Genomic DNA, 21,736 nt, shown 5'->3' on the forward strand with positions numbered 1-21,736 from the left:
AGGACACCTGCGCCCGCGTGCCGGTCTTTTCCGGCATCCCGCGCGGGCTGACCCTGCACCGTCATCCTTCGGTTCTAGACTGCCCGTTTGATGGAAGTTTTCCATGAGGTTCCCTATGCCCCGCCAGCCCGCTGACGCTCCTCGCCTTCGCCAGATGCTCCTGTCGGGTACAAGCGCCATGGTGCTGGGCCTTGTCGTCGCGGCGCCGGTGGCGCAGGCGCAGACAGCGCGCATGGCCGGCGTCCTCGGGGCCATGACGGTGCCGACCACGGGCGCGCAGACGGCGGCCGTTCCGCAGCGTTCGGTGCGCATGCAGCAGGCCCTGGCGCAGCAGCAGGCCAACCGTGATGCGGTGAAGGCCATGCGCACGATGGTGACCGATGTGCGCAATGCGCTGCTCGCTTCGGTGCGCAACAAGCCAACGGACGGGCTCTCGCTCGGCGGGCTCAATCCGGCCGTCACGGCGCCTGTAAAGGCGGCAGACGATGCCAGCGGCCGCGCGACCTGGGAAGGCGCATTGATGCCGACCGAGGTGCAGTCGGGGAATGACTACACCGTCACGATCAAGCAGACCGACCAGCGCGCGCTGCTTTCATGGAACAGCTTCGATGTCGGCGCGAACACGACCCTGGTGTTCGACCAGAAGCTGAACGGCAAGGCCCAGACCGATTGGGTCGCGCTGAACCGCGTGGTGGATCCCAAGGCTTCGCCCACCACCATCCTCGGCAAGATCAAGGCCGACGGCAAGGTGCTGATCCTCAACCGTAACGGCGTGATCTTCGGCCAGGGCAGCCAGATCAACGTCAACTCGCTGCTGGCCAGCAGCCTCGAGATCGGCAACTTCGGCAAGGAACTGCCCGTTGGCACTCCCGGTTCCGACCTGCTCTTCACCGGGTTGTCGCTGGCCGAACGCAACCGGTCGTTCCTCGATGACGGCCTGCTCGTCGCCTCGAAGGCGCCGACCAAGTTCGACGCGCTGCTCACTTCAAGCCTCGCGGGCAGCGGTACCTATGTCTACACCGATGCGGCTTCCAGCTTCTCTTCAGTGCCTGAAGGCAATGTGGTCATCGATCGCGGTGCCTCGATCACGGCGGGCGATGGCGGTTTCCTCATCTTCACCGCCCCCAATCTCAGCAATGACGGCACGCTTACGGCAACAAACGGCCAGATCAGCCTCCAGGCCGGCCGGGCGATCAGCTACACGACCTCGACCGGCGCCTCCAACAGCGCTGATCCGGACATTCGCGGCCTCATCCTGCGCTCGCCGATCGAGACGGGAGGCGAGGTCGTCAACTCAGGTCTGATCGATGCGAAGCGCGGCTATGTGTCGCTCGGCGCGGATCTCACCGGGTCTGTCTCGAACCTCGGCCTCATCAGCGATACGACAAGCGTTTCGCGCAATGGCGTTGTTTCGCTGACCGCCGGGCATATCCTCATCGGTGGCGGTGCGGACACCGCGCATGCGGGTGGGATCTCGATCCAGCCGGACGACAATGGCGAAACTGTGCCACAAGGCACCGCGGACGAGCCACCGCTGTTCAAGACATCGCGGATCGACATCGGCGGCGCCTATGTCTCGCCGGTTGCGGGCACTTCCACCAGCGGGGTGTTCGGGACGGCCAATGTCGAGTTCGGCGAGAACGCGCTGATCTATGCGCCCTCGGCCGTTGTGTCGGTCGGCGGACGGGCCGATCAGCCGTTCGATCTTGCGGCCTATGCCGCCGTCAACAAGGTCCCGCTTGCCGGCGATGTGGTGGTGAAATCCGGCGCGCGCATCGACGTCAGCGGCGTCAAGGACGTGCAACTCGAGGCCAGCCGCAACATTGTCACGATCTCGCCGCTCAAGGGCAACGAGCTGCGCGATACACCGAATTACCGTGACGTGCTGACCAATGGTGGCTTCACGCTCAACGGGCAGACCGTTTCGGTAGATCCGCGGCGCAGCGGTGTGCGCGCCGATGGCGTCAAATGGGTCGGCTCGCCACTGATCGAGGCAGGCTCCGCGATCAGCCAGATCGGGGTCGATGCGGCTGAACTGATGACCAAGGGCGGCACTGTCACGCTGCTGGCCAAACCGGTCATCGACGTTGCCGAAGCCGCCCATCCGGCGCGGGTGATCATCGAATCCGGCGCGAAGATCGATTTCTCGGGCGGCTGGGTCCACTATAATGCGGGCCGGATCGAAACCACCCGCCTGATCCGCGCGGATGGCACGATTGTCGACATCGCCGATGCCGATCCCAACGGCGACTATGTGGGGATCGCCGACGGATTCAGTTCCGTACAGAGCAAGTTCGGCACCTCGCGCACCTTCACGAGCCGTCTGCTTTCAGGTTCGCGCGATGATCCGGCCTATGACGAAGGGCGGGACGCTGGCGGGCTGACGATCACCGCCAGCACGGCCACGGTCGAAGGCAGCTTTGCCGGCGATGCCTTCGCCGGACAGTTCCAGCTGTCGAAGGGGCAGATCGGCAGCAAGGTCTCAGCTATCGCGCGCGACCCGCGCAATCTTCAGGCCAGCCCCTACGAACTGCCCAGTGCAGGCTTCCTGCGGGTCGGGAGCTTCAGTGGCAAGTCGGCCGTCGATCTTGGCGGGGACATCCTGGTGCGGGGTGTCAGCGCGCCGACCGACGCGGCGCCGGGGACAATCATCCTCTCCGATGCCCAGATCAACGATGCCCATCTGGCAGCGGTCACGCTCCAGACCTCCGGCGGCGTGCGCTTTGCCGCTGACAGCGCCGTCACGCTGGTTGACGGCGGCAAGCTCACGGTGAATGCCGGGCGGACAATCCTGCTGGACGGCAACATCACGGCCAAATCCGGCACCATTACCGCCGGCACCAGCGAACTGCTGGGAACCGTGCTCACCTCGCCGATCGCCGCCGCCGGTTCGGCCTTCACCACCGACGATGACGTTCAGGCCTCCTATGCCCAGGATGCGGTGCTGGCGCGTCCCTTTGACGTGCGCGTCGGCGGCACGCTCGATGTTTCGGGCGTGTGGAGCAACGACTACCTCGCGGCGCAGTCCAATCTGCTTCCCACTGGCACCGCCTACACGTCCGGCGGTTCGATCTCGCTGCTCGTTGCGCCCAAGGTCTTTGTCTACTCTGGCGGCACGAGCGCGACCGCAAAGTATGCCGCGGATCTTAGCGGCAGCATCGTGATCGGCAGCGACGCGCTGCTCAATGTCTCCTCCGGCGGCCATGTCGCGCAGAACGGCCTGCTCGATCTGGTGGCCAAGGGAGGCAATGTCAGCCTGATCAACCAGACAATCTACGCCTCCGTCACGCGGACCGATTCAGGCTACAACGAAAGCAGCCTGACCGATCAGGCGGTTGGCGCCGCGACGCAGTCCGTGACCTACACGCCGATCCCGTCGAACGGCATCCTGCCGGCGATCCGCTCATCCGCAGTTCCGGTCGAGCAGCGCTCCTCGGTCCAGTTCAGCGCGAGCAATTTCAAGGGATTCAGCTTCGGCGGTGGTGGTAGCTTCACGCTGGTTGCGCCCAGCGTCTCGTTCGGCTCCGACACTGCGGCGGGCAGTGCCCACGTCGATCTCGATTTCCTGCAGAAGACCGGCTTCGGCACGCTCGATGTCTCGTCCTACCGCTCGCGCCTGTTCAAGAACCTGTTCGACAACGGCGTGGAGGGGAACTCGGCATTCCTCGATACGACACTTTTCCGCATCGGCGCGGGTGAGACGCTGAACCTGAACCAGGCGCTGATGCCGGTTTATCTCGACGCCTCCGGCACGAGCGCGCTTCAGGCGCTCGCCACCGGCTCCGATGTCGCCGCGCTGCTCCAGGCTGCGGTGCCGACCGAAGCCTTCGACCAGCGCGCCGCGACACTCAAGCTCGGCGGCATGATCGAACTCGATGTCGAAAAGGATGGCAGCATCATCGGCGGCGCGGGCGCGACGATCATCACGCCCAAGCTGCTCAACCAAGGGCGCATCCGCCTTGTCGGCGGGTCGATCACCCAGCGCAGCGTGCTTCCGGAATCGCTGGTCGGCGGCGCGATCGGCGTGCGGGGCGAGGAACTTGGCGGGCTGGGGCTGGGTGAAGTGCTCGGGGCGTTCACGCTGGTCGACGGCCACAAGCAGTATTCCGAGAACGCCAACGCGCTGGTGCAGATTGATGGCGAAACGGTCACCAACGGTCAGCTGTTTTCCCGTCCCAACAAGGACCGGGCGGTCTATTTCCTCGGCAAGCTCGGCGCGGACGAGGGCATCCGCCTCGAGGCTGGCAGCACGACCGATCTGTCGGGCGGTGTGGTCTTCAACCCCCGTGCCCCTATCCTTGCAGATGGGCGCATGCAGCGCACCGGCCTGCTTTATGGTGGCGGTTCGATCGGCACCTCGGCGGCGTTCACGAACGCGTCGGCGGGTCTATACACCCCGGGTGACTACAGCGGCGGGCGCGAGAAGGTCTATCGCGGCGGCGAAAGTTCGCTGGTGGTGGCCCCGGTCGCGGGCCTTGCCTTCAATGCGGCGACCGGGTCGGTGCTCGATGTGAGCGGCAGCAAGGCCGCGTTCGACATCGCGATCAGCGGTTCCGACTATGCTCTGACGCCGCAGTGGTCGAATGCGGGCGCAGTTCGCGTGCTGGCCGGCGGATCGCTGGCAGCCGGCACGGTGCGCGCCTTCGGCGGCACCGATCAGGCAGAGGGCGGCGTGCTCGAGTGGGTGAACCCCATCCTGCGGCAATCGGTTGGCGGCGGTGCCGCCGCCGCCGGTGTGGTAAGCGCGGATTGGGTTGAGGCTTCGGGCTTTGCGACGATGATCGCGCGGGGCAAGCTCGGGCTCGACGGGACAGTCGATCTCCGCCTCGGGAAGGCGTTCATCCTCTCCAGCATCGATCCGACCACGAGCACGGTGAACGAGCCGGAACTGCGGACTTCGGTCTCATTGCTCAGCAATGGCGATGCTGCGATTTCCGCGCCCTATATCCGGCTTTCAAGCCGGTCACAGCAGACCCTGTCCAGCCCGACGACCGCGGCTGATAAGGGCAGTGTCACTTTCTCGGCCAAGTCGCTCGACCTCGTCGGCGGCATCACCTTCATTGTGCCCACGGGCAAGTCGGAGAGCGCTGCCGCGGGCGCGGTCAATCTCAAGGCCGATCATGATATCCGCCTGATCGGCGTTGCTGCACCGTTCCCCGAAACTGCGCCTTCAGGCATTACCGGCGCGGTGGTCTCGACCGGCGACCTGCGCTTCACCGCGGACCAGGTCTATACAACGACCGGAACCGGCAATCTCCAGCAGTTGATCGAGGACCGTCGCAACGGAACATCGCTCAGCACGGCGCGGCCTTTCCTGCTCGGGTCGCTTGCAGCCGACGGCACGGTCGGCTTCTCCTCCAACGGCGGCGCGGCTCCCAAGGCGCCCTATTCCGCTGGCAGCTGGCTGCGCGTGGCGGGCGCCCACATCGAACAGGATGGCGTGCTGCGCGTTCCGCTCGGCCTGCTCGAGATCGGCAATGCGAGCCCGCTGAGTTCTAACAGTGGCCTGCTTCCCGCGACACAGTCGGTGCACTTCGGCGCAGGCAGCGTCACCTCGGTCAGCGGCGAGGGGCTGAATGTTCCCTATGGCCAGACGACCGACCTTACCGAATACTACTTCAAGCCGAACGTGAACGGACCGCTCACGGCGGCGCCGGTTGGCGAAATGCGGCTTGAGGGCCAGGACATCGCGATCCAGGGCGGCGCCAAGATCGATGGCCGCGGCGGCGGGGATATCTTCGCTTACGAGTTCGTCTCGGGCACCGGTGGTTCGCGTGACGTGTTGAGCCGCGAGAACACCGACACCTTCAGCAGCAACAACGGCCTGCAATTCGAGGACGGCCGCCAGGTCTATGCAATCGTGCCGGTCTCCCAGGCAGGCGAGGTCGCAGCCTTCGATCCGCTCTATTCAGCCAGTTATGGGGCAGGCGGCGGCGATCTCTACGGGACCGCTGCGGGCCGCACCGTCTGGCTCGACGGCGGCAACGGGATTGCTGCTGGCGAATATCTGCTTCTGCCCGCGCATTATGCGCTGCTGCCCGGCGCACTGCGTCTTGTCGAGAATACCGACAGCGCGGCACCGTTTGTCACCGGCTCGACCAAGCTGCTCGACGGCAGTGTCGTCGTTGGCGGCAGCTATGCCACCACCGGAACGGACTATCGCGAGTCGGTGCGGCGGTCGTTTACGGTGCAGTCTGCCGCCACGTTCGGGCGTTACTCGCGCATCCAGACCACGTCGGGCACGACCAACTTCTCGAACCAGGCCAAGAACGACGGCAAGGTGGCGCCGCGCACTCCGCTCGATGCCGCGCGTTTTGTCATCAGCCCATCGCGCTCGTTCACAGTCGACGGGACGTTTGTCACCGACGTTGCCACCGGCGGTCGCGGCGCGCAGTTCGATATCGCCGCTTCGGTTGTACAGATCCGCGATTCCCTGCCCGCCGTTTCCGATCCGGGCACGCTCGTGCTCACGACCAGCACGCTGAGCGCGCTGAATGCCAACAGCCTGCTGATCGGCGGCGTGCGCAGCGACAATGTCGACGGTACGACGCGCATCGACGTGCAGGCCCGTGATGTCAGTGTCGGCCGCAATGTCGCGCTGACCCTGCCGGAGCTGATCCTTGTTGCAGGTGGTTCGGATTCCCGCGTTTCCGTCGCGGCGGGTGCCTCGATCAAGACAGCGGGCACACTCGCCGACCAGCTGCTGGGCGACTACATCGTCGGATATCAGGACAAGGGACCGGCGACGACACGGTCCGACAACAGCGGTATCGGCTCGTTGCTGCGCATCTCCACCGGGCCAGAGCGGCTGGTGCGCCGGATCACCGATCCTGCGCTTGGCAATGCCGATCTTGCAGGCGCGACGCTGACCATCGCGGGCGGTGCCACCGTTTCCGCCAACACGATCGCTCTCGATACCAGCGGGCGCGTCCGCTTCGACGAACAGGCTTCGATCGAAGCGAAGTCGGTCAGCCTCGGCAGCACGCGGATCGATTTCTCGGACGGCGGCATCGGCAGTGTCGTCGCGAACAAGCTGGCCGCAGCCGACAACCTGACCCTGCGTTCGCGCCGCGCGATCACTCTCGGTGGTGCGCTGCCTGACCGCTTCAACAATCTTGTTATCGATGCGCCGGGGCTGCTCTCGGGCGGTGGGGACAGTCTGATCAACGCCAAGTCGGTCAAACTGCGCAACTCGGTTGCAGCGCTGGCCGATTGTTCCAAGAACGGCGCGGCGGCCTGCGGCAGCACCAACAAGCTGACGATCCGCGCCGACGAGATTGCGCTCGGTTCGGGCGATTTCCGCGTGGTCGGCTATGAAGGCGGCGTCCTGCTCGACGCTAGCAAGGGCGTTTTCGTCGAAGGCAAGGGTGCGTTCGTTCTCGACGATGCTTCGGCGACGAGCGGGGCGGCCCTCACGATCAAGGCTCCTCTGGTCGCCGACCGTGCACCCGGCGGCACAATCGACTACACCTCGGGCGGTGCCGATTATGCGTTCCTGACCCGCGGCCGGGTGACCATCGACGGAACGGGCCGCACCGGCGATGCGTCGGCGGCGGCAGGGCTTGCCGGTTCGCTGATCGCGTTCGGTTCGGCCGATGCGCACGTTGCCAGCCTCACGCTCAACAATTCGCAAATCCGCGCCACGTCGGGCGTGGTCAATGCCTTTGCTCGCAATGCGATCACGGTCTCGGGCAATGCATCGATCGCGGTTCCAGGCTTCACCACCAAGGTCGGATCGAACACCGATCCGCTCGTGGTGACGGCTGGTTCGGGCACGATCAGCCTGCAGTCGTCGCGGGGCGACATCACGCTGGCGCAGGGCACCAGCCTCATCGTCGACAACGGGATCGGCGGCGCCGGCACGCTGCAGCTCGCCGCGACGAACGGGACGATCCGTCTTGGTTCGGCGCTCAATGGCGGCGTCAAGGCCGGCACATCCCGTGATGCCTCGCTGCACATCAATGGCGGCAACGTGCTCGGCGCGCAGGACAAGCCATTCGATCTGACCGCGTTCCTTGCGGACAACGGCCGCCTGTTCGAGGGCGATTTCGATCTCCGGACCGGCACCGGCAACCTCGACCTCGCGGCGGGAACCGTGCTGCGGGCCGATAGCGTGCGGCTTGTGGCCGACAACGGCACCGTCACCATCGGTGGCACGATCGACACTTCGGGCGACAGCGTCGCGGGCCTCAAGCTCACCGATCCGGCCTATCGCGCGTTGCGCGTCAATGGCGGTGACATTGCCGTCTATGGCAAGGACGGGGTCGCGCTGGCCGGGACTGCCCGTATTCTGGCGGGAACCAGCGGCTACAGCGCGCTCGACAGCCGTCAGGCCCATGGCGGCAATGTCATGCTCGGCGTCGCTGCGGATACGGCAAGCATCAGCATCGCCTCTGGTGCGCGCATCGACGTCTCGGCGCAGCGGCCCGGCGACCGGCTCGTGGCAATCACGGTCAAGGATGCCGATACGCTCGCGCTCACGACCGCCTACCGCCATGTCTACGGCGACCTCGGCGGCACGGTAACCCTGCGCGCCCCGGTCATCGACAATGACACTACGGTCGATATCCGCAACAGCGGAACGATTGTCGGCGCGCGCGAGCAGACGATCGATGCGTTCAAGCACTTCGATCTCGATGCGATCGCGGCCTCGGGGGCGTTCTCGGGCGTGACGCGTGATGCCGATGGCATCCATCTCGATGCGGCGGCCACCGGCAAACCCAACCTGCTTGCGGATACGACCGCCACCGGAACGTTGCCCTCGTTCATCCGCAACTTCTCGCTAAAGCTCAAGAACGGCGGCTCGCTCGCCGGCTTCCGGGTCCGTCCGGAAGTCGAGCTTTCGTCGAAGGGGACCATCCTCGTCGACAGCAACATCAACCTCGCGGCGGGCACGCTGGTCGATTACGCCGGCGCACTGGCAGATGGCCTGCTGGTTGCCTCGCCGCTCGGCCCCGACGCCAATGGCAACCCGCGTTACGAAGTGGTCCAGGGCAAGGAAGGCCAGCTCTTCGCCAAGTACATCGACATGACCTTCCGCGTCGGCGGCAAGGCCACGGGCGAGGCGGGCATCTTCACCGTCCGCGCAGGCGGAGACCTCAAGGTTTCCAACAGCATCAGCGACGGCTTCTTCGCCTTCCACGACCGCACAAACGCGGATTACCTGAATTACCAGCTTGGCGGTGGCAATCGGCAGTATCACCCCGCGATCCAGCTCAACTGCGCCGATTTCAGCACCTGCGACAACACGCTGCCGCTGTTCAGCAAGTACCAGAACCGCCGCCTCGACGATGCCGACATCGTCGTTGTCGATCTGACCAGCCCTGAACTCGGTGGTCAGGCGACTCCGATCTTCGTTCATTCACCCTATACGGCCTCGGCGAATTCGGTGGCGGCAGACGGAACAGGAAACGGTATCGGCGTCGCCGACCTCTTCCCGCTGGTCGACGGCAAGCCTGTCCGATCCTCGGACATTCGCCTTGCCGCAGGCGCCGAAGGCGCATCGGCCGATCCGGTCGCTGTGGATCCCACCAAGCGCGGCTCGGTCATCGTTGCGGGCGAGAAGTCCTATCTGCTGAAGCCGAAAGCCGGCGACACCTCGCTTGGCGGCGGTGTCCAGTTCGGCTTCGACGACGGCTCCGGCACGATCGTCTACGATACCACCGGCAACTTCTTCAACGGGGCGTTCTCCAGCCTGGTCGATCCGACCACTGCAGCCGATCTCTACACGCGCCTCAACTGGGGCGCGGACACCGATCTTGCGGACACGACGCGTACGGCTGCGCTGTCGTTCTTCGCCGGACGGCGTTTCATCCGCGAGGACGGAGTGGTGACCGGTGTCTACGCCTCGCTGGCGGAAGTAAACGCGTTCCTCTCCGGCAGCTACGGTGCGGACTTCACACGCCTGAACGCGGAGAACATCGATCTCAGCTCGATCGACGTCCCCCAGACGTTCGATCAGCCGCGCGTGTTCTACCGTCCGGTCGTGCGCACTGGTGATGGCAATATCGCGGTCGCTGCGGGCAAGGACATCTCGTTGGTTGCCTCAGGGGCGATCACCTATCGCGACGAGACCGGGGCCTCGCGCGATGAAGGCGGTGCATTTGGCGACGATGCCGGCACCGCGCAGGTCGGCGGCGCTGCGATCTACACCGCCGGCACGCGCCTCTCCACGATCGGCCTCACCGGCACGATCACCCAGCCGGATCAGACAGAGATCCTGAACTACATTCCCTCGCCGCAGGGCCTGCTTGATTCCGCGCCGAATTACACCGGTGGCGGCGGCTCGGTCACCCTCTCCGCAGGCAACGACGTGCTGGCTCGCCGCGATGTGTGGAGCGAAGTCTACCTCAACGGTGGCATTGAGCTGACCACGACACTGCCGGGCCTTGCGGGTGAGACGACCACGTTCAACAACCTGCGCCTCGGCAATCGGAGCCAGCGCTGGCGGACGGGCAATGTCGGCAACAACACGCAGATCACGCTGATTCCGCAGATGTTCTCGTCAGGGGTGGGCGCACTGGCTGGCGGTGATGTGACCATCCGTGCGGGCCGCGATGTCAGCGACCTGACAGTGGCACTGGTCAACTCCGTCGTGACCGACCGGACAGCCGATGGAGCCCAGGTCCTCGTCTCGAGCGGTTCGGGCAATCTCGATTTCGTCGCCGGCCGCGATGTGTTCGGCGGGCAGGTCGACATTGCCCAGGGCGCGGCCTCGATCAATGTCGGGCGGCAGGTGACCGATGCGGGCAGCACGGCGAACACGGGGGCCTACGACACATCGCTCGCGAGCAATGACCAGCGCAGCCTGCTGCGTCTGCGTGTCGCCGATGCGGCGGTCACGCTGACGGCGCGCGGATCGGTCACGCTGGGCGGTATCGGCGCGCTCGGCGCGCAGCGGACTGTAGCCTCGATCAGCGATCGTCTGGGCAGCGCCGGCTTCTTCAGCCCGATGGCCGGCGTTTCGGTCGCGACGGTGGGCGCCATCACGCTCGCGCCCAACCGCAACGATCTGCGGACGTCGTTTACCGCGCAGGAGGCTTCGGCCGGCCTGCTGCCGCTCTTCGGGTACGTCCTCCCGCCCTCGCTGTCGCTGACCTCGCTCGGCTCGGATGTCGCTCTTACGGGCGTCAATCCCAACCTGCTCTATCCAAGCCGTTTCGGCCAGCTTTCGCTGGTCGCCGGCGGCAACCTCTCCAATTTCGCGCTTTCGATGAGCGACGCGAATCCGTCGGACCTGCCCGGCGCGTTCACCGCTGCCAAGTATCTCACGGTCAGCGGCGGCATTCCGCTGCGCGTCAGCGGCCTCGGCTTCACGTTCGGCGGCACGATCGGCGAACCGGACGATGCCGTGCAGCGCCTCATCCACGACCGCAACATTACCCACATCGACGATGATCGGCCGGCGCTGATCTATGCCGGCGGCTCGATGTCGAACGTCCAGCTCTCGCTGCCCAAGGCGGCGCGGATCAATGCGGGTCTCGATCTGGTCAACTTCTACTTCGAAGGCCAGAATCTGCGGCCCACCGATGTCACGAGCATCGTCGCCGGACGAGATATTCTTGCAACAACCACGCTCCCGGATCTGATTTCGCCGGTGTCAGGGCGTCCCTATGTCGGGCTGACCAATTTCGTGCTGGGCGGGCCCGGCGCGCTGAGCGTGCAGGCCGGCCGCAATCTGGGGCCATTCCTCAACTCGGTGACGGTCAACAACGTTTCCTATGCGGGCGGCATCCGCACCATCGGCAACGAGGCCAACCCGTGGCTCGGCACCACCGGGGCCGATCTCTATGCGCTCTACGGTGTGGCCTTCGGTGCCGACTACACGGCCCTGCGCGATACCTACCTCGATCCGGCCAACCTCGCGAAGCTGGACGGCGATCTCTTTGCCCAGAACGCCGATACGGCGGGCAACCTCTCGCCAGACCGCAAGCGTCCGATCTATGGGCCGGTGCTCGCCCGCTGGATGCGCGACAATGCGGCGGATGCGTTTGCAGCCGTGTTCGGCAGCGCCGATGTCTCGACCGATGCGAAACTCTCGGCGCAAGCCTGGGCAAAGTACGACGCGCTCTACGCTGCCTTCAAGGGAACGGTCTCCGAAGAGCAGCAGCGCCAGTTCCTCCTCGGCAGCCTGTACTTCGGCGAACTTGCAGCACCGGCGCGGCCGGACAGCAATTCGTTCAACCAGTACGTGCGCGGCTATCGTGTCATCCAGACGCTGTTCCCGGCCAAGCTGGGCTACACCGACAACCTCTCCACGTTCGAGACCGATCCTGCATCGGTCACGGCCGATCACCCGCTGGGCGAGCCCACCAAGAAGCTCGTCAATGGCGAGGCTGCGGTTGCAGCCCGCGTCCAGACCGGCAACGTCGACTTGCGTCTCGCTACGATCGGCACGTCGCGCGGCGGCTCGATTACCCTCATCGGTCCGGGCGGCGATTTCATCGCCGGCTCGGTCGTGCGTACCTCGACCCAGGCCGCAAGCAAGAGCACGCTGCTCGGCGATTCCGGCCGACTTGCCATTGCCAATGGTCTCTCGCTCGGGTCGAACCCAGTGGGGATCGATTCGATCCCGATCGGCTTCGAAGGTGTGCTCTCTCTGCGCGGCGGTGCGATCCGCAGCTTCAGCGACGGCAGCTTCCGCCTGAATCAGAGCCGTCTGTTCACGCTCAGTGGTGGCGATGTCACGATGTGGTCGTCCAACGGCGATCTCAACGCCGGTCAGGGCCCGAAGACCGCATCGAACTTCCCGCCGGTCACCCTGCGCTTCTCGAACAACGCGACCGGGGAGCTCAACTCGGCAGGCAGCGTTGCGGGTGCGGGTATCGCCGCGCTGCGGCCGACCCCCGATGTGCCCTCTTCGAGCGTCATCCTGGTGGCGCCGGTCGGTACGGTCGACGCGGGCGACGCCGGTGTTCGGGCCTCGGGCGACGTCTTCGTTGCGGCGGCGCGCGTTGCCAATGCCGACAACTTCAAGGTCGGCGGGGTATCGGTCGGCGTGCCGACCACGGCGATCGTTGCTGCGCCGTCGGTTCCTGCGGGCGCTACAGCGGCGACCGCGGCCACAGCGGCACAGGCCAAGGCGCAGGAATCGAAGACAACGGATCGTCGCTCGATCATCCGGGTCGACGTGCTCGGCTTCATCGGTGGCAACGCGGATGATTGCCCGAGCGGACGGTTCGATTCATCGGGCAAGTGCGTGCGCTGATCGGCGCACGTCACTTCCCGGTTGCGAAGACAGGGATCCCAAGGAGTTAAACCATGGCTTGCAAGTTCTTCAGCACCGCGACTGCCGTGGCCGCCAGCATGCTGGCACTGGCCCCGGCGGGCGCGCAGGCGCAGGGCTCGGTGCCCTCGATCGTGCCGGCAGGCCTTGGCGGGCCGATTGTGCCGGGTGTCTGCCTCATCTCGCGCGATGCCGTGCTCACGAGCAGCAAGGTTGCGGTTTATGCGTCGGAGCGCATCCGGCAGATCACGGCCGAGGCGCAAGCCGAAGTCGATGCCATGCGCAAGCCGGTCGACGCCCAGGTAGCCGCGCTGCGTGCGCAGGCACCCAAAATGACCCCGCAGCAGATCCGCGCGCAAGAACAGGCGCTCAGCGCCAAGCTGGCGCCGGTGCAGGCCCTTGCCGAGCAGCGCCGCCGCGAGGTTGAGAAGACCCGAATCGATGCCCTCGCGACCATATCGGCGCAAGTTCAACCGCTGGTTGCCGCGGCCTATGGGCAAAAGGGGTGCGGTTTGCTGTTCGATCGAAACAGCCTGCTCGGTGGCAATTTTGGCAATGATATCACCGCCGCGGTTGTAACGGCACTTGACGGCAAGATTACATCGTTTGCGATCCAGCGCGCGACACTGCCGGCCAGCACGAAGCCGTAATCCTTCTTAGGAACATTGTTTGGACTTCGCCGGAGGTGCGCTCTGCATTTCCGGCGGCCAGATCGCGTGCGCCCGATGTGCAAGCTAAGGATCTGGAAATCAGACGTAAAATTGGATCTCACGCAGGATTTCGTGGCGTTGCTTCGGGATCGCTTTCGATGCGCAGACGGTGCGGAACAACAGGCACCCAATTTGCTGACATCATCATCACAAAAATGTCACCGCTGAAAAATAGAGGGGGTTCTGCGGGGACGAATCAAACGTGCCACAACCCGGCCTCTTTGAACGAGGGGGCGGGATCGTTGCACGCAGTGCCCGTCAAGCCTTTGTAAAAAAGGGTACCAAGGTTCAACGCACCAAGGGCCGGTCTCTGTTTGCCAAGTTGCTGGTGAGTAGAGGCAAAGGTCTGAAACAAAAGGGATATACAATGTCGACTCATTTCAAGACGTCGCTGCTCGCCGCGAGCGCGATGATTGCCGCCGCGGCTACGCCCGCCCACGCCCAGCTCGTTTACCCCAAGGCTGAACTGCACGCCGCGGGCGCCACGTCGATCCAGGACATCCTGCCCCGCGAAGCCAACTGCATTGGCGACTACAACGCCGATTCGAGCAACAACAACTCGTTCAACGTTCCGTCGGGCACCACCGCGTTCGCCGCTCGCAGCGCTGTGACGACTGCCGGCAGCACCGCCAAGTTCAACTGCGCCACGCAGAACATCCAGCCCAACCTGACCCTGAAGTACCTCGCCGTCGGTTCGACCGGCGGTCGTAACGGCCTCGTCGCCGTTCCGGGTTCGGCTTCGCGCACCGCGATCCTCGGCACCAACACCAAGCCGGACGCGACGATCTTCGGTACCGACACCGACACCTGGACGATGCCGCACTTCGTCATGAGCGACGCGCCGATGACCACCGGCAACGTCACGAGCTGGAACACCAACAAGCCGACCGGCGCTGGTGCCCTGATCCAGATCCCGCTCTTCGTGCTTCCGATCGCGGTGACCTACAACCCGATCTACGGCTACAAGAAGGACGGTTCGAACGCCTACACGATCCCGCTGACCTTCAACATCAAGGCCCCGAACGGCCTTCTGCGCCTCAGCAAGCACGCCTACTGCGGTATCTTCAACGGCAACATCAAGAACTGGAACCACGCCGAAATCACGCGTTCGAACACGCCTGACGTCGCCTTCAAGAAGACCGGTCAGGTCGCTGGCACGCCGCTGTTCGACGCCACCAACGACGGCAGCGCCCGCTGGACTGCTGAAGGTGCACCGATCCGTCTCGTCGGCCGTCTCGACGGCTCGGGCACGACCGACATCTTCACCCGTCACCTCTCGGTTGCTTGCCAGGGTCCGATCATCCAGCTCACCGGCACGGCCAAGATCACGCGCGCTGCCGAGCAGCTGCCGTACAACGTCGCTTCGGCCATCAACATGACCTCGGGCACGGGTAGCCTGAGCTCGGCCAACTACAAGCCGAGCCAGACCGACTCGACCAAGTTCGCTGGTGATGCCACCCTTATCAGCGGCGCTGCCTATGCTGGTACGAGCGGCATCGTGACCGTTTCGGGCACCGGTGAAGTGATCACCGCGAACGCTTCGGGCACCAACGGTTCGGGTCTCTACATCCTCGCCAACGGTGGCGGCAACGTCGCCAGCGCGGTCGTCGATGCGCGTGACAACCCGGGCGTGCTGATCGCCAGCGCCGACGCTTCGATCAAGTTCAACGGCAAGATCGGCTACGTCTCGGCCGACACCGTGTTTACGAACCCGACCCCGGTTTCGGGCAACTCGATCGGCGGCACCGCCGACATGGTTCTCAAGACCGCCGCGCTTGAAGTCGGTACCTCCTACAACAAGGGTGCTGGCAAGAAGTGGGACTTCGCCCAACCGAACGCCGCCAATGCGACGCTCGCCTTCGGTGGCGTTCTTCCGCCGGAATCGGACTCGAAGGGTGGTTATGTCGCCGGTGGCGATCTGCTCCGTTCGAACCCGCTCAACTGGTACGACGCGCTCTATGCCAACCTCTCGACGCTCGCCAACCCGGTCAAGGGCTATCCGATGACGGGCACGAGCCAGCTGATCACCGGCACCTGCTTCGCTGATCCGGCGACCCGCAACGGTCTCGCCACCCTGCTCAACACGCTGTACGGCGCGAACATCACGGGCAGCGACGGCAAGAAGTTCGACAAGACCCTCTTCACGGGTGCGAAGGCCGGTGCCCTCGGCATCCGTCAGCAGCAGGGCCTTGCTCAGCTTCCGGCCGCTTGGATCAACGCGATCAAGGACACCTTCCTGGCTCGCAACGCCAAGTTCCCGGCTCTCTACACTTCGCCGCTCTACATCCAGAACGGCCTCGTGACCGAGAAGTACAAGGCTCCGACCAAGGTTGCCAAGGGCTCGGCGCTCTCGGTCGCCGATCTGACCGCGATTGTCCCGGGCACGACCTTCCCGCTGGGCAGCGCGAACCCGACCTGCACCGCCGGTCAGGGCATCCCGACCCTCTAAGTCGGTTTGCAACGCAATTGGACGGCCCCGGGAAACCGGGGCCGTCTTTTTGTATCCGGACCACACGCACCGCACGGCCCACATTACGGTGGCGTAGGGCGCTGGGCAGGCAGTCAGGGCTGCACAGTTTCGGGTCGGGGGTTTGTGTCGGCGCGGAACACGCGCTCGCTGCCGATGAGCAGATGATGCACCGGCAACCCGCTGATTCGTCAATTTTCAGGCGGGTTCGTCAAAAATTGTCGGTTCAGATAAAGTTAACGCTTTGACGCTACCTTCATGTATGTCACACAGGGCTCAGGCAGGTGAGACGTTTATATCCCAATCTCTGGCGGTGGCTTCGTCCACCGCCTTTTTTTAGGCCCATGGGCGATGGCTGCGATCAGAGCGCCGATTGCTTGCCCATGTAGGCAATGGCTGCCTCCAGATCGTCTGCTCCGACGGCGCCGTCGACCATGATCGTCCTGCCGCTCAGGTTGTTGCGCACCGCTATGGACGGCGTTCCGGCAAGTCCGGCGCGCTGCGCCCCGCGCATCTCCTCGTTCAGGCGCTCGGCTGTCGCGGGTGCCGCTGTGCAGGAGGCGAGTGCGGCCGTATCGCGAGCGCCGGCAGCTGTGGCCAGCGCGATTGCCGGATCACCGCCCTGTCCGGGCTCGGCAGGGAGACCAGCCCCATTCGTCGCGGTTCTCGCCAGCCAGCCATCGAGGTAGCGGTAGTAGGCCGGATCGCCGCCCTGTTCGCCCACGCACAGCGCAGAAAGCGAAGCAAACATGGCGTTCGGTCCGTGGAAGGGCAGGGGGAACAGCCGCACCGCAAGGTTGGCCTTGCCCCTGGCGTTATCGATCGCCGTTTCCGCCGTCGTTCCGAACTGCTTGCAGTAGGGGCATTCCGGATCGAGCCAGACGATCACGCTGATGTCTGCCCTCACCGGCCCGTGGATCCGGTCGCCAGGTCCGATCGGCGGTACTTTTGTCGCCACGTGCCAACCGCCCTGATCATCTTCCTGCGCAGAAGCTGCCATCGGTGCCGCCAGCAAGGCAGCGCCGGCCATCATCGTTTTGAGCAAGCGCGACACGGACATGATCCTTTGAGTTAGCCGCCGGATGGGTCCGGCCTGCGGGCATCCTTTCCTTTTCACGTCCGGGATGAATCTGCAATGACGGCGCGGCACCTTGTTCTTGCAGTCCTAACTATATACGGACGAATATCGCAACTCTGGGGTGATCGATGCGCATCCGAAACATGCTGGCAGCATTGCTGCTCTTGCTGGCCCCTGTGGGCTTGGCCGGGCCGGCCCTCGCACGGACCCAGGCGCAGGTCGGCGGGCGCGGTCCCCTCGTGCTCGCAGCCGCCAGCTTGCAGGAAGCGTTGACCGCCGCGGCCGACAGCTGGGCAAGGAAAGGTCATTCCCGTCCGGTTCTTTCCTTTGCGGCCTCATCCGCGCTGGCGCGCCAGATCGAGGCCAAGGCACCGGCCGATCTCTTTGTATCGGCCGATGAAGAGTGGATGGATTTTCTCGCCGCGCGCAAACTGCTGGTTCCCGGCTCGCGCGCCGATTTTCTCACCAACCGGCTTGTGATCGTTGCGCCGGCTGCCAGCCGCGCCGGCTTCGCCATGCGGCCGGGCTTTCCGCTCGCTTCGGCGCTGGGCGGCGGACGGTTGGCGGTGGCGGATCCAGATTCCGTTCCTGCCGGACGCTATGCCCGCGAGGCGCTCACCAACCTGAAAGTCTGGCAGACCGTGCAAATGAGCCTCGCCCGCGCTGAAAACGTGCGCGCCGCGCTTGCGCTGGTGGCGCGCGGGGCCGCACCTCTCGGCATCGTCTACGCCACGGATGCCCGGGCCGAGCCTGCAGTGCGCGTGGCCGGCTGGATTCCGGCCGAAGCGCACCGGCCGATCACTTATCCGCTCGCCCGGCTGACCACATCCAGCCATCCCGATGCCGAAGCCTTCCGCCGCTTTCTCTTATCGGGGGAAGGCAAGGCCGTGTTCCGCCGCTTCGGCTTCGGCACGCGCTGATCCGGCAGGCTGGTGCGATGGGCATGACCGGAGAAGAATGGGGCATCGTCCTGCTTTCGTTGCAGGTCAGCCTCGCCGCGATGGCCGGCGCGCTGCCGCTTGCGTTCGTGCTGGCCTGGGTGCTCGCCCGGCTGCAATTCCCGGGCAAGATCCTGCTCGATGGCCTCGTCCATCTGCCGCTGGTGCTCCCCCCGGTGGTGATCGGCTGGCTGCTGCTCATCGCCTTCGCGCCCGAGGGTCCGGGCGGCCGTTTGTTGGCGCTGCTGGGCGTCAGCGTCCTGTTCCGCTGGACGGGGGCCGCCATCGCGGCGGCGGTCATGGCGCTGCCCTTGATGGTGCGCGCTATCCGGCTAAGCCTCGAGGCGGTCGATCCCCGGCTTGAGGCCGCGGCGCGCACGCTCGGCGCGGGGCCCTGGCAGACGTTCTGGACGATCACCCTGCCGCTGGCTGCACCCGGTGTGCTGGCCGGCGCGGTGCTCGGTTTCGCGCGTTCGCTTGGGGAATTCGGCGCAACCATCACCTTCGTGTCCAACATTCCCGATGAAACCCGCACCCTGCCGCTCGCTATCTACGCCGCGCTCCAGTTGCCCGGCGGCGACGGCGCAGTGTGGCGGCTGGCGCTGATGGCCGTGGCGCTGTCGTTGGCCGCGCTTGTGGCTTCGGAAGCGCTGACCCGGGCATCGGGCTCGGGACGAGGTGGTCATGTCCTTTGACGTCGATGTGACCGTGAGGCGGGGCGAACGCGCGATCGTATGCCGGTTTGCATCGGCGGGGGGGATCACGGCGCTGGTCGGGCCGTCAGGTGCCGGAAAGTCGAGCGTGCTCGAGGCGCTTGCCGGCTTGCTGCGGCCCGAGGCGGGCCGGATTGCGGTCGGCGGCACCGTGCTGTTCGACAGCCTGGCGCGCGTCAACCTGCCGCCCGAGGCTCGGGCTTGCGGCGTTATGTTTCAGGACCTACGCCTGTTTCCACACCGACGTGTGCTGGGCAACCTGCTTTACGGCCAAAGGCTAGCACCGCCCGAACGCCGTTTCCTGAGCCTTGAGGAAGTGGCCGATTTTCTGGATATCGCGCCGCTGCTCGGCCGCCGTCCGCGCACGCTATCCGGCGGCGAGGCGCAGCGCGTGGCAATCGGGCGCGCACTGCTCTCGGGCCCGCGCTTCCTGCTGATGGATGAGCCGCTGACCGCGCTCGACGATGCGCGGCGCGAGGCGATCATTGCTGTGATCGAGCGGATCCGCGACGAACTGGCGCTGCCGATCCTGCTGGTCAGTCACGACCGAGCCGATGTGGCGCGGCTGGCGGACACGGTGGTGGAGCTGAGACCTTAGATTTCCAGCTGGCTGCCGAGTTCGATCACGCGATTGGTCGGAAGGCGGAAGAACACCATTGCGCTTTCCGCGTTGCGCACCATCCACGCAAAGAGCTTCTCCCGCCAGATCGCCATGCCCGGCCGCTTTGAGGCGATCAGGGTCTGGCGGGCGAGGAAGTAGCTCGTGTCCATCGGCTTGAACGGGCCGCCGGCGCGCGTTTCCGCTGCCAGTTCCGCAGGTACGTCGGCTTCGTCCATAAAGCCGATGCGGATGATCATGCGGTAGAAGCCGAAGCCGAGGTCTTCCACCTCGCGTCGCCGCTCGGGCGGCACATGCGGGACGTTCTGGGTCTCCACTGTCAGCACCACCACCCGATCATGCAGAATGTGGTTGTGCTTGAGGTTGTGGAGCAGGGCGGGCGGAATGCCCTCCGCGTTGGAAGCGAGAAACACCGAGGTGCCGGCCACCCGCCGCACCTTCTGGCAGACCGAATTGAGGAAGATGTCGAACGGCATCGAATCCTCGGCCAGCCGCTCGCGCAGGATGCGCCGACCTGTCGCCCAAGTCGTCAGCATGGTGAAGGCGATACCTGCGACCACCAGCGGAAACCAGCCACCATCCGGAATCTTGGTGACGTTGGAGGCGAAATAGGCACCGTCGACGAGCAGGAACACGCCAGTAAAGAAGCCCGCCACCAGCGGCGGCCAGCGCCATACCACGAAGGCCAGCACGCCGAACATGCAAGCGGTGATGAACATCGTCCCCGTCACCGCGATCCCGTAGGCTGAGGCGAGATTGCCCGAGGTCTTGAAGCTCAGCACCAGCAGCACGACGAGCACCAGCAGCGCCCAGTTGACGACGGGGACATAGATCTGACCCGCCGCGCTCGCGCTCGTATGGCGAATGCGGATACGCGGCAGATAGCCAAGCTGCACCGCCTGCTGCGAGACCGAAAACGCGCCCGAGATCACCGCCTGGCTGGCGATGACCGTGGCCATCGTCGCCAGCAGCACCAGCGGCAGGCGCAGCGCTTCGGGTGCAAGAAGGAAGAAGGGATTCTCGACCGTTTCGGGATGGCGCAGCATCATTGCCGACTGCCCGAGGTAATTGATCAGCAGACATGGGAAGGCCATGCCGAGCCAGGCCACCGTGATCGCGCGGCGTCCGAAGTGGCCCATGTCGGCGTAGAGGGCCTCCGCGCCCGTCACGGCCAGCACGATCGAGCCGAGCGCGAGGAAGGCAAGCATGGGATCGAGCGCAAAGAATTCCACGCCATGGATCGGATTGAGCGCCCACAGAATTTCCGGGGCCTCGGCGATCCCGGTGACGCCGAGGGCGGCGATCGTGAGGAAATAGACCACCATGACCGGCCCGAACAGCTTGCCGACCGCAGCGGTCCCGCGTGACTGGATTGCGAAGAGGCCAATCAGGATCGCGATCGAGATCGGCAGGACCAGCCGTTCGAACGCCGGATGGACCACAGTCAAACCCTCGACCGCAGAGAGCACGGAAACCGCTGGCGTGATGATAGCATCGCCAAAGAACAGTGCCGTGGCGCTTAGACCCAACATGACCATGATGTAGGTCAACCGGGTATCGGCCATGCAACGGCTGACCAGTGCGAGAAGAGCCAGACTGCCGCCTTCGCCCTTGTTGTCCGCGCGCAGGATCATGAACACGTATTTCACGGTCACGATCACGATCATGGTCCAGAACACGAGGCTCAGCACGCCGAAGATATGCGTCTGGTCCACCTTCAGCGGATGGTGGCCGATGAAGCTCTCCTTGAGCGAGTAGAGCGGCGAGGTGCCGATATCGCCGAACACAACCCCGATGGCGCCTATGGCGAGCGTGGCTATCCCCTCGCGGTGATGCCCGTGCTCTGCCGGACCATGTGTCTGCGCCGGATCGGGCCTATCCGATGGGCTGATAGCGGGCTTGTCCAGGTCTGCTTCGCCCCGTGGCTCGCTGGTCTGATTCGCGCCGTCGTGAGTCCCGTTGGTGTCCATCGGCGCGCCGCTACTC

The 21,736-nt window shown here is 65.2% G+C and carries 8 protein-coding genes; 6 read left to right on the top strand and 2 right to left on the bottom strand.

Annotated features, from left to right (window positions below; all coding sequences use genetic code 11):
* Positions 1-103: 103 nt before the first annotated feature.
* The 3 genes from AQZ52_RS15915 (at position 104) to AQZ52_RS15925 (ending at position 16,384) form a co-directional block, all read left to right on the top strand.
* A complete protein-coding gene (locus tag AQZ52_RS15915; protein WP_082698157.1) occupies positions 104-13,207 on the top strand; it encodes a filamentous haemagglutinin family protein in 13,104 nt (4,367 codons plus the stop codon).
* Positions 13,208-13,260: 53 nt separating this feature from the next.
* On the top strand, positions 13,261-13,875 hold the full coding sequence (locus AQZ52_RS15920; protein ID WP_067913234.1) for an OmpH/Skp family outer membrane protein: 615 nt from the start codon (positions 13,261-13,263) through the stop codon (positions 13,873-13,875).
* Positions 13,876-14,302: 427 nt separating this feature from the next.
* Positions 14,303-16,384 carry a substrate-binding domain-containing protein gene (locus tag AQZ52_RS15925; RefSeq protein ID WP_067913236.1) on the top strand — a complete coding sequence of 694 codons (2,082 nt, stop codon included), beginning with the start codon at positions 14,303-14,305 and terminating at the stop codon, positions 16,382-16,384.
* Between the two features lie 379 nt (positions 16,385-16,763).
* On the opposite strand, the gene AQZ52_RS15930 is transcribed toward AQZ52_RS15925, so the two are convergent.
* Positions 16,764-17,456: a DsbA family protein gene (locus AQZ52_RS15930; protein WP_240481697.1), complete on the bottom strand. Its 693-nt coding sequence runs from the start codon at positions 17,454-17,456 to the stop codon at positions 16,764-16,766.
* A gap of 152 nt (positions 17,457-17,608) precedes the next feature.
* Between AQZ52_RS15930 and modA the strand changes: the two genes are divergently transcribed.
* Genes modA through AQZ52_RS15945 form a run of 3 tightly spaced genes read left to right on the top strand, consistent with a single transcriptional unit; the run spans position 17,609 to position 19,729 of the window.
* The gene (gene modA, locus AQZ52_RS15935) at positions 17,609-18,400 is read left to right on the top strand and encodes a molybdate ABC transporter substrate-binding protein (protein ID WP_240481699.1); all 792 of its coding nucleotides are present in this window, start codon (positions 17,609-17,611) and stop codon (positions 18,398-18,400) included.
* Between the two features lie 23 nt (positions 18,401-18,423).
* Positions 18,424-19,113, top strand: coding sequence for a molybdate ABC transporter permease subunit (gene modB, locus AQZ52_RS15940; RefSeq protein ID WP_067914084.1), 690 nt, complete (start codon positions 18,424-18,426; stop codon positions 19,111-19,113).
* Positions 19,103-19,729 carry an ATP-binding cassette domain-containing protein gene (locus AQZ52_RS15945; protein WP_067913242.1) on the top strand — a complete coding sequence of 209 codons (627 nt, stop codon included), beginning with the start codon at positions 19,103-19,105 and terminating at the stop codon, positions 19,727-19,729. Before modB ends, AQZ52_RS15945 begins: the two co-directional genes overlap by 11 nt.
* Here AQZ52_RS15945 and AQZ52_RS15950 read toward each other — a convergent pair.
* Positions 19,726-21,720 carry a potassium transporter Kup gene (locus tag AQZ52_RS15950; protein ID WP_082698159.1) on the bottom strand — a complete coding sequence of 665 codons (1,995 nt, stop codon included), beginning with the start codon at positions 21,718-21,720 and terminating at the stop codon, positions 19,726-19,728. The two genes, AQZ52_RS15945 and AQZ52_RS15950, sit on opposite strands and share 4 nt — an antisense overlap.
* Positions 21,721-21,736: the final 16 nt, after the last annotated feature.

The sequence above is a fragment of the Novosphingobium fuchskuhlense genome (assembly GCF_001519075.1).
GTDB classification, from domain to species: Bacteria; Pseudomonadota; Alphaproteobacteria; order Sphingomonadales; family Sphingomonadaceae; genus Novosphingobium; species Novosphingobium fuchskuhlense.